This window comes from Hymenobacter rubidus (assembly GCF_016734815.1).
Lineage (GTDB): Bacteria > Bacteroidota > Bacteroidia > Cytophagales > Hymenobacteraceae > Hymenobacter > Hymenobacter rubidus.
Map to the genome: position 1 here is coordinate 12,792 of NZ_JAERQF010000052.1, position 15,280 is coordinate 28,071.

General features: G+C 62.2%; 8 protein-coding genes. 2 read left to right on the plus strand and 6 right to left on the minus strand.

Translation table 11 applies throughout. The features are described 5' to 3' along the window. Positions 1 to 178 precede the first annotated feature (178 nt). Positions 179 to 4,363 carry a two-component regulator propeller domain-containing protein gene (locus JKL48_RS21810; RefSeq protein ID WP_317191980.1) on the minus strand — a complete coding sequence of 1,395 codons (4,185 nt, stop codon included), beginning with the start codon at positions 4,361 to 4,363 and terminating at the stop codon, positions 179 to 181. 450 nt (positions 4,364 to 4,813) lie between these two features. On the opposite strand from JKL48_RS21810, the gene clpX reads away from it, so the two are divergent. Then, entirely contained in the window at positions 4,814 to 6,037 is a 1,224-nt protein-coding gene (gene clpX, locus JKL48_RS21815) for an ATP-dependent Clp protease ATP-binding subunit ClpX (protein ID WP_201987334.1), read from the plus strand. 514 nt (positions 6,038 to 6,551) lie between these two features. On the opposite strand, the gene JKL48_RS21820 is transcribed toward clpX, so the two are convergent. The 5 genes from JKL48_RS21820 to JKL48_RS21840 form a co-directional block, all read right to left on the minus strand. Continuing rightward, the gene (locus JKL48_RS21820; protein WP_201987337.1) at positions 6,552 to 10,037 is read right to left on the minus strand and encodes an IPT/TIG domain-containing protein; all 3,486 of its coding nucleotides are present in this window, start codon (positions 10,035 to 10,037) and stop codon (positions 6,552 to 6,554) included. Between the two features lie 355 nt (positions 10,038 to 10,392). Then, positions 10,393 to 11,505 (minus strand): lipid-A-disaccharide synthase, encoded by a 1,113-nt coding sequence (lpxB, locus tag JKL48_RS21825; protein WP_201987338.1) that lies wholly within the window; start codon positions 11,503 to 11,505, stop codon positions 10,393 to 10,395. Between the two features lie 116 nt (positions 11,506 to 11,621). Then, a complete protein-coding gene (locus JKL48_RS21830; RefSeq protein ID WP_201987340.1) occupies positions 11,622 to 12,038 on the minus strand; it encodes a 6-pyruvoyl trahydropterin synthase family protein in 417 nt (138 codons plus the stop codon). A gap of 86 nt (positions 12,039 to 12,124) precedes the next feature. Continuing rightward, positions 12,125 to 13,126: a FecCD family ABC transporter permease gene (locus tag JKL48_RS21835; protein WP_201987342.1), complete on the minus strand. Its 1,002-nt coding sequence runs from the start codon at positions 13,124 to 13,126 to the stop codon at positions 12,125 to 12,127. Positions 13,127 to 13,202: 76 nt separating this feature from the next. Then, positions 13,203 to 14,141 carry an ABC transporter substrate-binding protein gene (locus JKL48_RS21840; protein WP_201987344.1) on the minus strand — a complete coding sequence of 313 codons (939 nt, stop codon included), beginning with the start codon at positions 14,139 to 14,141 and terminating at the stop codon, positions 13,203 to 13,205. A 69-nt stretch (positions 14,142 to 14,210) separates the two neighbouring features. Between JKL48_RS21840 and rfaD the strand changes: the two genes are divergently transcribed. Beyond that, the gene (gene rfaD / locus JKL48_RS21845) at positions 14,211 to 15,179 is read left to right on the plus strand and encodes an ADP-glyceromanno-heptose 6-epimerase (RefSeq protein WP_201987346.1); all 969 of its coding nucleotides are present in this window, start codon (positions 14,211 to 14,213) and stop codon (positions 15,177 to 15,179) included. The last annotated feature ends 101 nt before the right edge of the window (positions 15,180 to 15,280 follow it).

Genomic DNA, 15,280 nt, shown 5'->3' on the forward strand with positions numbered 1-15,280 from the left:
GGCTTTTGCCAGCGTTGCATATCCGTTTGTATTCGTTGCGTGAACGGTGTTTTTGTGACGAATTCGTCTGTTTTTGTCACGCGGGCTTACCATCTGAGCCAAAGGCCCACAAAAAAACCGGTAAGCTGGGTTGCTCACCGGTTTTGAAAAATTGTATTTTAATCGTATTAAATTCAACTTATCGGCTTCCTTTCTCTTCGTCGGGCTCGGCTTCGGTCTGTCGAACTGCCGCGCTGGGCGGGTAGCCAAACTGCCGTGAGAAGGCCGTAGAAAAGGCCGCCGGACTGCCAAAGCCTACCTGATATGCTATTTCGGCCACGGTGCCCACCTGCGCCCGCAGCAACGCCCTGGCCCGGTGCAGCCGCGTGCCCCGGATGTGCTCGCCCGGCGACTGCCCGGTGAGGGCCTTCAGCTTGCGGTGCACCTGGGTACGGCTCATGCCAATGTCGGCCCCTAATTGGTCGACGCCGAAATCCTCATCGGCCAAATGGTTGAGCACCGACTCATTGAAGCGCCGCAAAAACGCCTGGTCGAGCGACGGCAAACTGGCCACCGCGGCTGCATGGTCTTCCCGCGCGCTGAGCAGCACGGCTGTGGCCGGCCGCACCGGCGCAGCGGCCGGCGGGCTGGTGGCATCGGCTGGCTCGCCGGCAAATCGGGCCTGCATTCGCCGGCGTAGCAGCAACAGGTTACGCACTTGGGCGCGCAGTTCGCGCGGGTTGAACGGTTTGGCCAGAAAGCTGTCAGCGCCGGTTTCGAGGCCTTCGATTTTGGCTTCCGGGTCTGATTTTGCGGTCAGCAATACCACCGGGATGTGGCTGGTGGCGGGGTTGGTTTTGAGCTGGGCACACAGCTGGTACCCGTCGAGACCGGGCATCATTACGTCGCTCACCACCAAATCCGGCACTTCGGCCTTGGCTATTGCGGCCCCCGTCAAACCGTCAGCGGCGAGCAGCAGGCGGTAGCCTTCGGGGGCTAACGTAGCCCGAATAAATTCCCGTACTTCTTCATTATCCTCAACGATGAGAACAACGTCGGCCTCACTGTTAGCTATTTCAGCTAACGACTCCTCTCCTATAGGCTCAAGGCCAGCGGCTGTCGGTGCACTGGAGGGAAGGCTATTCGGACCGGGGCTGGCGGCGGGCCACGCGGCCCCGGAAACAGGCTGCAGTTCTCGGGGTAGCTGCACTGTGAACGTGGCCCCTGCTCCCGGCTGGCTGGTGACGGATACGGTACCACCGTGGAGGGTGGTGAGTTCGCGCACCAGGGCCAAGCCAATGCCGGTACCGGTGCGCAGGCTGTCACCGCGCGGGTTGGTGGCTTGATAGAACCGGTCGAACAAGTGCGGCAGGTCTTCGGCGTCGATGCCCGGGCCGGTGTCGCGCACGGCAATGGTTACGCCGCCGGCGGGGTCAGCAGCCGTCGGTGGGGTTTCGCTCACCGTTACCACTACAGTGCCACCGGGCGGCGTGAAACGTAATGCATTGGCCAGCAAATTGGTAAGCATTTCCTCCAGCTTCACGGCATCAAATACCAGCGGCACCGGCGCTGGGGGAGTTTCGCAGCGCAGGGTAATCTGACGGCTTTTGGCCAGCGAGGCGAAGGACGACACCAGCTGACGCACGGCATCGGCGGCATCGCCGGAAGTGGGGAGCAAACGCAGCGCGCCAACCTCCAGCTTGCTCAAATCGAGGAGTTGATTGATGAGCGTGAGCAGCTTACGGGCATTGCGCAGCACCAGCCCGCCCTGCTGCCGCGCCGTGGGCGAGTTGGGGTCAGCCGCCAGGGTTTCGGCCGGGCCCAGGATGAGGGTAAGCGGCGTGCGCAGCTCGTGGCTGACGTTGGTAAAAAAGTCGGTTTTTATCCGGTCCAGTTCCTGCAGGTGGGCCAGGGCCTGGTGCTCAAGCTGGCGGTCGGCGCGTTCCCGCTCCCGGTCGCGGGTGTAGGCCCGCACGCCATATAAAACGAAGCCGAACGCGCAGCCATACAGCACATACGCCCACCACGTGCGCCACCAGGGCGGCCGAATGCTGAAGGCAAACCGGGCTGGGCGTGGGCTCCACAGCCCGGCCTCGTTCGCGGCGCGAAGCTCAAAGGTATAGTCGCCGGGCGGCAGGTTGGTGTAGGTGGCCGAGCGGGCTGCCAGTGGGCCGTTCCACCGTTGCTCGAACCCGGCCAGGCGGTACCGGTAGCGAACCCGGCCGGGGTTGGTGAGGCTGGTGGCGGCATAGTCGAAAGTGAGGTGGTTGAGGTGAAAAGGCAGGCGCGTGCCCGGCCGCAACATCGTATCGCGCATGAAGAGGCGCAGCCCGGTCAGGCGCGGGTTGGGCGGCACGCGGTTGGGCCGGGCGCCGCCGGGCGTGTAGCGCATCAGGCCAGCCACCGTGCCCGCCCACAAGGTGCCATCGGAGTCGGCCAGCACAGCATTAATACCAGTTTCCTGCCCAATAAAGCCATCTTCCCGCCCAAAAAAAGTCTGCTGGCCGGTGGCGGGCTCGTAGCGCATCAGGCCGCGGGTGGTGCCCAGCCACACGGCCCCGGCAGCATCGCACTGCACAAAATAGGGGTTGTCGATGTGTGCGCCGGGCTGGCCCTGCAGCGGCACCCGGCGCAGGCCCAAGGTCGGCCGGGCGGGGTGGTAGGTAAACATGCCTTCGCCAAAGCTGGTGAGCCATAACTCCCCCCGATTGTTTTCGCTTATGGAGAAAACAGACAGGGGCTCAGCGCCAGCCGGCCGGGGTGCTACCGGCCGAAAGCGCTGGCTCAGAGCAGCTCCCGTCGCGGCTGCTGCTTCGGCCTTCAGAAGCCCCGCGCCTTCTGTGCCCAGCCACATGGTGCCAGCCCGAGCACGGAACACTTTCATTACGCGGCGCGCACCGGCCAGCGTGGGACCCACATACTGCTCAAAATGGTTCGTAGCGGGGTTGTAGATAATAAGGCCATTGCTTTCGGTGCCCAGCCAGATGCGGCCCTGCTCGTCTTCGGCCAGCGACGTCACGGTGGCTTCGCCCAGCGGAGGCACTTTGGCAGTCAGGGCTTGCCAGCGGGCACTGGCCGACTGCCACACGGCCGTGCCACCCTTGGTGGCTCCTACCCACACGTCGCCGTTGCCGCGCACCAGCAGGGCCCGGATGATATTGTGCACGTCCGTGGAGCGCTTGGGCAGCACCTGGCAGCGCCTGGCCTCCGTGGGGGCGCCGGGGCGCAGAATGGCCAGGCCATCGTTGGTCCCCACCCAGTACTCGCCCGGCAGGCCCCGGGCCAGGGCATACACCTTGAAGCCCGGCAGGCCATCGGCCGGGCCATACAGGGTAAAGCGGCCGTCGGGGGGGTATTGGGTCAGGCCATCGGCCGAGGTTGCCCAGAGGTTGCCTTCGCGGTCCAGCAGCAGGTCGCCGCGGCGGTAGCTGTGGCTCACGAGTCCCGTGCCCGGCAGGCAGCGCGCCTGCGAAGCGGTGGCCGAAGCCAGGTAGCTCAAGCCATTGCCGGTCAGTATCCAGACGCGGCCGGCCGGGCCCGGTGCCGCCACGGCACGCAGCACACGGTTGGAACACAGGCCCTGGGCAGTGGTGTATTGCCGCACGCGGCCTCCCAGGTCAGCAGGGTCGAGCACAAACAACCCCGCCGTGGGCGTAGCGCACCACAGCCGCCCGTCGGACGAGGCGCGCAGGCCCAGCACGGCGCCGCTGTCGAGGGCGGGGGGCAGCGGCCTGGGCAAAGCACGGGGCCGGCCAGTCGTTTCGTCCAGCAGCCGCAGGCCGTGGTCGGTGCCCACCCAAAGTCCTCCGGCCGGCCCCGGCGCCAACGCATTGATGGCGTTGGGCATGGGCGCCGACGTGGCCAATGACAACAGAGGGCTGGCCGGCCACGCCACGCGCTGCACCAGTGGCGCGGCCGGGCGGCTCGCGCGCTGCGGAGTTGTGGCCGGCCAGCGCAGGCAGTACATTTCACCGGCCGCCGTGCCCACCCACACGCGGCGCTGGGCGCCGGAATCGCGGGCCAGCACGGCCCGCACTTCGGCCGGGTAGCCCGGTACACGCGGCATCACCCGCCGAACACGGGCCGTGGCGGGGTCGAAGTAGCACAGCGAGCCATCCCGAAACCCCAGCCACATCCCGGCGGCCGGGCCGGGGTCGGCCGCCAGGGCCGATACGCGGGTGTTGGGCAAACCCGCTTGGGTGGTGAGGGAGTGAAAATCATGGCCATCGTACCAGGCCGCTCCTACCTCCGTCACCACCCACAACCGTCCGCCGCCGTCCTGGGCCAGGGCAATGACGCTGGTTTCGGGCAGTCCTTCGGCCAGGCTGAAGCGGCGCGAAGGCAGGGTTTGGCCGAAGACCGTCGCCGTCGCCAACAGCAGCACCAACGCCCTCAGCAGGAGGGCCGTCCGGTATCTTATCTGCGTGACTTCAGGCCATATCACACCGCTGCTGTTTAAGAGAACTGCATATACCTATTTAGGCAAATGTACTGGCTAATGCTGAAGTCACAAAAGTGCCTTAGTAGCGCTGCAATCAGCTCTTTGGCCGAAGCAAGCCACCTAAACCGTTGCGTCCGGCAGTCCCTGGCTTTCAAACAGAGTCCAATGTGCGCTGTTGTGGCAGGGCCAAGCAGTCACGGCCGGCCATTCCTTTGCGGGCGGTGGCGTGGGCTCAACTAAATGGCCGTTGTAAAGCCGCTATATTCAGGCAATATTGTATTTTTTCGCTTGCATCATGGCACCAATTTTTCGGCGTCAGACGTTGGGCTTATCGTATCTTTGAGCCCGCTTGTCCAAAAGCCAGCCCCTCCCACCCCATCTATTCCTTTCTCCGTGGCCGAAATATCCTGTTCCTTTTGCAATAAGAGCAAGCGCGAAGTCGCCGTTATGATTTCAGGCATCAACGCCCACATCTGCGAGAAATGCGTGGGCCAGGCTCAGCACATCCTCGACGAAGAGGCCAAAGCCCAGGATGCCAGCAAGCAGCCCAAATTCAACCTCATCAAGCCCCGCGCTATTAAGGAACATCTTGACCAATACGTAGTTGGCCAGGACGAGGCGAAACGTGTAATGGCCGTGGCGGTGTACAACCACTACAAGCGCCTGATGCAAAAGCCCACGGAGGACGAGGTGCAGATTGAAAAGTCGAACATCATCATGGTGGGCGAAACCGGCACCGGCAAAACCTTCCTGGCGCGCATGCTGGCCAAAATTCTGCAAGTGCCCTTCTGCATTGCCGACGCCACCGTGCTCACCGAGGCCGGCTACGTGGGCGAAGACGTGGAAAGCATCCTCACCCGCCTGCTGCAAGCGGCCGATTACAACCTGGAAAGCGCCGAGCGCGGCATCGTGTACATCGACGAGATTGACAAAATTGCCCGCAAGAGCGACAACCCCAGCATCACGCGCGACGTGAGCGGCGAGGGCGTGCAACAGGCGCTGCTGAAGCTGCTCGAAGGCACCAACATCAACGTGCCCCCGCAGGGCGGGCGCAAGCACCCCGAGCAAAAGATGATTTCGGTGAACACCGAGAACATCCTCTTTATCTGCGGCGGCGCCTTCTCGGGCCTCGACCGCATCATCAAGAGCCGCCTCAACACCAAGCCGATGGGCTTCGCCAAAACGAACCTTGATGAGCAGGTAGACACGCAGAACTTCCTGCGCTACGTGTCGGCCCAAGACATCAAGAGCTTCGGCCTGATTCCGGAGTTGATTGGTCGTCTGCCGGTCCTCACCCACCTAAACCCGCTGGACCGCAACACGCTGCGCATGATTCTGACCGAGCCCAAGAACTCGCTCGTGCGCCAGTACAAGCGCCTGTTCGGCATGGAAAACATCGACCTCAGCTTCACGGAAGATGCGCTGGAATACATCGTGGAGAAAGCCGACGAGTACCGCCTTGGCGCCCGTGGCCTGCGCTCCATCTGCGAGAGCATCATGACCGATGCCATGTTCGAGATGCCTTCCGAGCAGGGCGCCGACGCGCTGCAAATCAACCTGAGCTACTGCCGCAGCAAATTTGAGAAGTCGCCGCTGCGCCACATGCGGGCGGCATAAGTTCTCACAGCGAACTACTGGTGATGGGAAGCCTGGTTTCGGCCGGGCTTCCCATTTATGTTGCCTTGAGGTGGCATTACCTTTACCGCACTCACGTTAGGTTTGTCCCGCGCCGAACGGCTCACTCTTTGTAAAAAGAGAAGCCCGACTGGTTGGAACAGACGGGCTTCGAGAAGTATCAAGGTTGTATCACCCTTTTTACTTCTGGCAAGAATGAAAAAGGACAGCGTGAAGAAACTGCTGCAATCGGTTGGTAAAGCTGTATTGCTAGGAGTTGCGAGCGGTGTAGGGAAGGCTATTGGCCTCTTCTTACTCTCGCAGCTACTGAGGTAGTTGGCAAAGGCCGCGCCGGGAGGCCCGGCCTTTGTTTTTGCTACCCCTCAATCATGGGTGATATTCAGGTCAAATATACTATTGCTGTTGCTTAACCGTAACGGTCCGTCACAAAAAATAGTTTGACTAAAAAAGGCCCGCCAATTGGCGGGCCTTTTTTAGTCAAAACCGTGATACTGCTTTACTGCACCACCACGCGCTGAACGCTCGGTGCGCGGCCTTCCATCTGGACCAGCAACAGGTAGGTTCCGGCGGCTAGGTTCGTGGTGGGCAGGTCGGTGGTAGTGCCGCTGAAGGTGCGGGTGGCAACGGTCTGGCCCAGCACGGTGCGCAGCGAAACACTGGCGTTGGCCGCTGCCGAGGCCAGCGTGACGTGCAAGGCGCTCTGGCCGGCTACCGGGTTGGGCCACACGCTGAATTCGGTTCCATTGGCGCGAGCGGCTGCGGTGGCGGTGGTAATGGTGAAGAGCGTGCCGGTGCTGGAGCCGGCGGCGTTGGTGACGACCACGTTGCCAGTAGCGGCACCGGCGGGCACCGTGAACGTGATGGTCGTGCCATTCACCACGGTGAAGTTGGTAATAGTTACCCCATTCAACGTAATGGACGTAACGCCAGTCAGGTCAGTACCGGTGATGGTAACAACTGTGCCGGCCGGGCCACTCGTGGGGGTCATGCTGCTGACGGTGGGCGGCAGAATCACCGTGAATATCGGCCCAACAACCGTACCGGCAGCCGTCGTCACGGTAACAAAGCCCGAGGTGGCGCCGCCGGGTACCGAGAATGTGATGGTCGTGCTATTCACCACGATAAACCGCACCGCGTTTACCCCGTTCACGGCCACCGCTGTGGCGTTGGAAAGGTTGGTACCCGTGATGGTAACCACGGTACCCACCGGCCCACTGGTGGGGCTGATGCTGGTAATGGTTGCCGCCGGCGGCGCCACATACGTGAACACGGAAGTGGAAACCCCAACGCCAATGGGCGTCACCACCGTGATGTAGCCGGTAGCGGTGCCAGTGGGCACGGTGGCCGTGATTTGGTTAGCCGAGCTTACAGTAAACACCGTAGCGAGCACCCCGTTGAAATACACCTGCGTGGCTCCGGTGAAGTTGGCGCCCGTGATGGTTACGACCGTGCCCGGCGAGCCGGAAGTAGGCGTGAAGGAGGTGATAACCGGCACCAGCGGCACCGTGAAATTGGTGGCAGAGGTAGCCGTGCCCGATGGCGTGGTAACGGTGATGGGGCCAGTGGTGGCGCCGGCCGGCACAAGTACCGTAACCTGGGTGGCCGAGTTCACGAAATAAATGGGAGCCGCCGTGCCGTTGAAAGTCACTTGCGTAGCGCCCGTAAAATTCGTGCCCGTAATAATTACCGTCGTTCCGACCGAGCCCGTGGTGGTGCCCGTCGGGCCCGAAGTAGGCGTGAAGCTGGCAATGGTGGGCGGGGTGCCCACCACAAACGGCGTGGCCGAAACAGCAATGCCGCCGGGGGTAGTCACCGAGACGAGGCCGCTGGTGGTGCCCGCTGCTACCGTGGCACTTATGGTGGTAGCCGAAGTCACCGTGAACGTAGCGGCCGTACCGTTGATGCTCACGTCCGTTGCGCCCGTGAAGTTGGTGCCCGTGATAACGACGGTAGTACCCACCGGCCCGCCGGTGGGCGTGAAGCTGGTGATGGCAGGGCCCGTGCCGGGCACAATGGTAAAGTTGGCGTTCGAAATATCGAAGAAGTAGTTATCGGCCGCCTCCACCATCACGCGGGCCAGGGCAGTGTTCAGGTTGGGCACCGTGATGGCGGCGGTACCGGAGTTGGCTACGTTCGCGGCCAGCAGTACGGGGTAGGTCAGGCCCCCGTCCACACTCAGCCGAAGGTTCACCAGGGCGCAGCTTACGGGGGCGGCCGTGGTATTGGCCACGTCCCAGGTCACTGTTTGAGTGGTGCCGCCGGTCCAGCTCAGGGCCGTGTTGGGGGCCGTAACCAGGAAGGGGCCGGCCGTGCTGGTAGTGCTCAGGCTTACCAAGGGGCTGTAATCGAGGCCACCAATGACCCCGACCGAACTGACGTGGTTGTCGCGAATCGAGCAACGGAACGAGAGTGTGCGCGTCACCGTGGGCAGCCGCTCGCCCAGCACGGTGGTATTGTTCACCAAGTCGGTCAGGCGCGGGAAGTAGCGGGTGGGGTCGGTGCCGGGCACAAAGTCCCGGAACAGCGGGGGCGTGGTGCCGGCCACCTGCGTGGCCGTAGGCGCGCCCGCAGTGCCAAGGTCCATTTCTTCCCACATATAAGTCAGGGGGTCGCCATCGGCATCGGTGCCGGCAGCCGTCAGCTTGAAGGGCGTGCTGATGGGCAGCGTTTTGCCACTGGCCGGGCCGGTCACCACAGGTGCGGTGTTGCCGGTAGCCGTGGTCGTTGCGCAGGAAGTGCTGCTGATGTAGGCCTGCATTTCCTGGTAGTTGCCCGTGTGAAACACCGCATCCGAATGAGGCTGCAAGTCGTTGGCCGAGCCACAGATACCAGCATAAGCCATGATGGTTGAGCCCGAGCCGGGCTCCCAGGCCGTGTTGGCATTGCGGTTGCCGCTGCCGCAGCTGCTCGTGTTGCCATTGAAGGGGTGGTTGCCGCCAAACTGGTGCCCCATTTCGTGGGCCACGTAGTCGATATCGAACGCATCACCGACGGGGTTGGACGAGCCGGTTACGCCCCGGGCTTTGCTGGAGCCGCACACCACCCCAAGGCCTGCTACGCCGCCGCCGCCGGTGCTCACCACGTGGCCAATGTCGTAGTTGGCCGAGCCAATAATGGCGTTGATATTCGACACGTTCTGCGTCAGCATGTTGCTGCCGTTGGCGTCGGTATAGGCGGTGGGTGGCTGCGTGCCAATTCCTTTCAGGAAAATCAGGGAGCTGTTGTTGGCAACCAGCACTAGGCGCACGGCCAGTTCTTTCTCATACACGCCCACCACGCGGTTCACGGTGGTTACCTCGGCGGCCATGACGCCCAGCACGGTGTTGCCTTTGGTGTAGGCGTATTCGGGAGTGCAGGCCAGGGCCAGGCGGTAGCTGCGCAGCTGTGCCCCCGTCAGGAGCGCGCCCGCGCCCGAAGCAGGGGCCGAAGCCAGCCGTGCCACGGTCGCTTTCACCTCGTCGGCGGTGGGCACAAAGCCGCAGCTCATGGTAGCACCCGCCGCGGCGCGGTTCATGTGGCGCCGGTAGAAGCCGAGGTAGTGCTGAGAATCGGCCTTGCTGACCGGGTCGATATAGAAGCTGTTGCTGTTGCCGGTCAACACCTGGGCATGAAAAGCCTGCGGCGTCATGTCGAGGCGAACCGAGGCAGCCGCGTCGTCGAGGCCCACGCCGGCGTAGGTTTTAATGGCCGGAAACTGGGCAGCCAGCTCCGGCGCCATCACGGGGGCTTCGCGCAGGGCAAAGCGGCCGGTGCTGCCGTCGGGCAAAGGCAGCGTCAGCACCAGCGGCACCGCGCTGGCCGCGGTTTCGGGCGGGGCCGTGGCCAGGGCGGCGCGCATGGCGGCCACGTCCAGCGTAAGCGGCTGCGAATGAAACAAGGCCGCCGACAACGGCGAAACCGCCGCCGCGTGGAGGGCTTCGGCGTCGGTCCGGAAAAAAGCGGGGGCCGTTTGTTGGGCCTGGGCACCCAGGGCCAGCCCCAACAGGGCCAATAAGCCGGAACCCGTCCGGCGTAGTCGCGCTCCAACTGCCAAGACGGAAGCTGGTCGCTGAGTGGACGACTGGCTTAGGTAAGGGTAATGCATTAAGTGGGGGATTGAGGTGGAAGCAGTAAATATACCGAATGGGCGATGATAGACCCGGTTTCATTCGGCGACTCTAGCCCTTTAATCGACCAAATTCCAATTAGCACCTTACAGGCAATGGGGGCACCTTAAAACGAAACAGCAACCGTTGGTTGCAGCTTCGCCGGCTGGTAGGCCCAGGGCCCTACCATGCAGAAAGCCGCTCGGCCTTCATGGTCCAAGCGGCTTTCCCGTCAGGCAGACCGAGCTGGCCCTAAGTGGCTTGCAGGTAATTTACCATTAGCTCGGCTGTTTTTTTGGCGGCTTGCTGCTGGCCCAGCTTCTCGCGGAGTTCGGCGTAGCCGGCTTTGATGCGGGCCAAGTAGTCGGCGTCGTCCAGCATGGTGCGCAACTCGTCGAGCAGGTTGCGCGCATTGAACTCGCCCTGAATCAGCTCCTTCACCACTTCGCGCCCCGCAATGAGGTTGACCAGCGAGATGTAGGGCACTTTAATCACCATTTTGCCAATGGCGTAGCTCAGCGAGCTGGTGCGGTAGCACACAATCTGGGGCACATCGAACAGGGCCGTTTCCAGCGTGGCCGTGCCGCTGGTGACGAGGGCGGCCGTGGCATGGCTCAGCAGGTCGAAGGTCTGGTCGAAAACGAAACGGATGCCGTTGCGGTGGAAGTGCTTGTAGTAGTTCGGGTCGAGGTTGGTGACGCCCGCCACCACAAACTGGTATTCCTGGAAACCCGGCAGAATGGCAATCATCTCGTGCAGCATTTCCTCGATTTCCTGCTTGCGCGAGCCCGGCAGCACGGCGATGATGGGCTTTTCGGGGTCGAGGCGGTTGCGGTCGAAAAAATCAGGGGTCGGCTGGAATTCGGCCACCGCGTCGGCCGTCGGGTTGCCCGTGTAATCGACGCCGTAGCCAAATTTTTGGTAGAATTCTTCCTCAAAAGGCAGAATGACGAACATTTTGTCGACGTAAGCCTTCACCTGCTCGACGCGCCCCTGGTTCCAGGCCCAGATTTTGGGCGAAATATAATAGAACACCTTGATGCCCTGGTCTTTGGCGAACTTGGCCATGCGCAGGTTAAAGCCGGCATAATCCACCAGAATCAGCACGTCGGGCTTGTACTCCAGAATGTCGCGCTGGCATTGCTTGAGGTAGCCCCGGAACTTGAGCACGCTGGTAGCGGCCTCCAGAAACCCCATGATGGCCAGGTCCTGGTAGTGGCGCACCAGCTCGCCGCCCTCGGCCTGCATCATGTCGCCGCCCCAAAAGCGGAAATCGGCGGCGGTGTCCTGCTGGCGCAGCTCGCGCATGAGATGGGAGGCATGAAAATCGCCCGACCGTTCGCCGGCTATTAAGTAATATTTCAATTTGTTACGTCATCCTGAGCGCAGCGAAGGACCTTATCACGTCCGCGCCACTGGGGTTAGCAATTCTGACAAAAGCGCCCGTGATAGGATGCTTCCTTCGTCAGCATGACCGGCGTTTAACCGCCATAATATTCCACGAAGTTGCGGGGGGTTTCGTAGAGCTTTACGCAATGCAGCTTGGCGGGGGTGATGGCGGGCAGCTCGCGCTCGATGATTTGCCAGAAGGCAACGGCCAGGTTTTCGGTGCTGGCCATCTGGCCGGCCATGAAAGGCACGTCGAGATTGAGGTTTTTGTGGTCGACCTGGTCGGTGATGTGGGTGCGCAGCAGGTCGGACAGAGCCTTCAAATCGACCACGAAGCCGGTTTCGGGGTCGGGGTCGCCCTTCACCGTCACGATGAGGTCGTAGTTGTGGCCGTGCCAGTTGGTATTGGCGCAGGGGCCGAACACTTCGCGGTTGCGCTCCTCGCTCCACTTAGGGTTGTAGAGCTTGTGGGCGGCGTTAAAGTGTTCCTGGCGGCTGATGTATATCATTCTGTTAGTTGTCAGTTGTCAGTTGTTGGTTGTCAGTCTGAAACGGTGCTTCCATCGCCTGACAACTGACAGCCAACAACTGGCAACTAAGTAGTTTTCCGCAGCAAATATACGAAGAAGGGTACCCCGAACAGGGCCGTGACCAAGCCCACGGGCAGCCCGGCTGGCGGGTAGAGCAGGCGCGCCAGCAGGTCGCAGGCCAGCAAAAAGCTGCCGCCCAGCACCGCGCACACCAGCACATTGTAGCGGCCCGTGGTGCCCAGCAGCCCCCGCGTGAGGTGCGGCACCAGCAGGCCCACGAACCCCACCGGCCCGCACAGCGCCACCACCCCGCCCGTGAGGCCCGCCGCCAGCCCCACCAGCAGCCAGCGCCGCCGGGCCACCGGCAGGCCCAGCGCGGCGGCCCGCTCCTCGCCAAGCAGCAAGAGGTTCAAGTCTTTCTGCAGGAAAAACAGCACCCCCAGGCTGATGGCCAGCGCGGCAGCCGGATACAGCAGCACGTTCCAGCCGGCCCGCTCGAAGCTGCCAAACGCCCAAAACACCACGCTACGCAAGCTGCCCTCGGGCGAGGCCAGGAAAGTGAGCAAACTGCCCACCGCCGAGGCCAGCGCCCCTACCGCCACGCCCGCCAGCAGCAGCGGCGCCGGCAAAATCCGCCCGCGCCGGGTGCCCAGCGCCACCACCAGCAACGTGGCGGCAAAGGCGCCAACCAAAGCCGCTACCGGCGGCAAATACACGCCCATCAGCGTGAGCGAGGGCACCAACACGTAGGTAGCAATGGCCCCCAGCGATGCCCCCGAGGCCGTGCCCAGCAAATAAGGGTCGGCCAGCGGGTTGGTGACCAGGGTTTGGAGCAGGTAGCCGCTCACGGCCAGGCTGGCCCCGGCCAGCAGCGCCAGCAGCAGGCGCGGCAGCCGCAACTGCACCAGCACCAGCTGGGCGGGGTCGGTGGGGTCGTAGTGGCGAAACGTGTTCAGAATGAAGGCATAGGAAGTGGCGTAGCTGCCCACGCGCAGGCCCAGCACCAGCAGCGCCAGTGTCAGCAGCAGGCCGAGAGTCAGCCACAGAAGTGGGCGCGAGGATTTCAAAGAATGATACTGGTTAAGTAAACCGTCATGTCGAGCGCAGCCGAGACATCTCGCGTGCCATAACTAATCCATTGGATTACTGGCCCGAGCGAGATGTCTCGGCTGGGCTCGACATGACGGTTTTGGTTTGGATATGCTTGCTCAGCAATATCCCCTGCAGCTCGCGCACAGCCTCTACCACGCGCGGGCCGGGCCGCTCCATCAGGTTGCCGGTGATGGCAAACACGCGGCGGCTCTGATACGCCTTGATGCGGCGCAGCTCGGGGTAGTTTTTAAAGAAGGTGCTGTCCAGCTTCCCGAAGCGGCCGCCGAGCAGCACCTCGGGGTTCAGCTTGAGCACGTACTCGCGGGTGAGGGCCGGGTAGGGCTGCGGGAAGGTTTCGGTGATGGCATTCTGGCCGCCGGCAAGGCGGATTTCATCGGTAAACAGCGTGTTCTGGCCGTAGCAGTAAATGGGGTCCTGCCAGGTAATGGCCAGCACGTTGGGCGGCGCAGCCACTTGGGGAGCCGAAGCGGCAAGTGCTTTCAGCTGCTGCCGTAGCGAATCGGCCAAGTGCTTGGCCTGGGCCTCGCGGCGCAGGAGCCGTCCCACGTCTTCAATGCCTTTGAACACGTCTTCGACACGGTGGTAGCGCTGGTAATAGACCGCAATACCCAACTCTTTTAGGCGCTGGGCATCGTCCACGGAGGTGATGCCTTCGATGGTGAAAACGATGTCCGGCTTCAGGAGCACCAGTTTTTCCAGGTCGAGCGGGTAGTTGTTGACCACGGGCTTGCGGTAGACGGCGGCGGGGTAATTGTCCTGGGGCACGCGGGCCACGATGGTGGCCGTATCGGCCACGGCGTAGAGCATTTCGGTCATGCTGGGGGCCAGGGCCAGTACGCGGCGCGGGCGGATGGGCACGGTGAGGGCACGGCCCAGGTCGTCGCGCACCTGCACGGTGCCTAGTTGCTCCGAATCGGGTTGGCAGCCCAGCAGCAGGGCCAGGGGTAAAAGCAGCAGTCGAAAACGCATGGCGCAAAGGTAGGCCGCACCTTGCGGCACGGGGGTTTACCTTTGCACCCGACCCCAAAACCGCTTCCCATGATAGTAGTCACCGGCGCGGCCGGCTTCATTGCCAGCTGCCTAGTTTCCCGCCTCAACGCCGCCAATTTCAACGACATCGTGGTGGTGGATAATTTTTCCATTGAAAAGAAGCTGCCCAACATCGAAGGCAAGAAGCTGCGCGAATACGTGGACCGGGAAACGTTTTTTGAGTGGCTCGACGCCAACCACGAGCAGGTCGAATTCATTTTCCACCTCGGTGCCCGCACCGATACCACCGAGATGGACCCGGCCGTGTTCGACGTGCTCAACCTCAACTATTCCAAGCAGATGTGGCGGGCCTGCGTGCAGTATAATTTGCCGCTGGTGTACGCCTCCTCAGCCGCAACTTACGGCGACGGCAGCCTGGGCTACACCGATTCGGACGAGGCACTGTTCCCGCTCTATCGCCCGCTCAACCCCTACGGCGACTCGAAAAATGACTTCGACAACTGGGCCTTGCAGCAGGCAGAAAAGCCGTATTTCTGGGCCGGCTTGAAGTTTTTCAACGTCTACGGCCCCAACGAGTACCACAAGGGCCGCATGGCTTCGGTCATCCTGCACGCCTTCCACCAGATTCAGCAGTCGGGCTCGATGATGCTGTTCAAATCGCACAACCCCGCCTACACCGACGGCGGCCAGATGCGTGATTTTGTGTACGTGAAGGACGTGGTGGAAGTATGTTTTTTCCTACTGAACCACCGCACGCACTCCGGCATCTACAACCTGGGCAGCGGCACGGCCCGCACCTTCCTGGATTTGGCACTGAACACTTTCAAAGCGCTGGAGCGCCCGGCCGATATTCAATTCAAAGACACGCCGGAGGACATTCGCGACAAATACCAGTACTTCACCGAGGCCGATATGAGCAAGCTCAAGAGCATTGGCTACAACCAGCCCTTCACGCCGCTGGAAGATGGCATTCAGGACTATGTGCAGAATTATCTGGTGCCTGGCCGGTATATGTAATCACCTGAAACGTCATGCAGAGCGCCGCGAAGCATCTCGCGTGCATTAGTAACTGATGTTACGCACGAAGTTGGCCGAGTTGGTGGTATATAGCTTTCAGG

Excerpts from the sequence above, each read along its gene's own strand:
- JKL48_RS21830 (WP_201987340.1), bottom strand. The coding sequence starts at position 12,038 with ATGATATACATCAGCCGCCAGGAACACTTTAACGCCGCCCACAAGCTC.
- JKL48_RS21840 (WP_201987344.1), bottom strand. The coding sequence starts at position 14,141 with ATGCGTTTTCGACTGCTGCTTTTACCCCTGGCCCTGCTGCTGGGCTGC.
- rfaD (WP_201987346.1), top strand. The coding sequence starts at position 14,211 with ATGATAGTAGTCACCGGCGCGGCCGGCTTCATTGCCAGCTGCCTAGTT.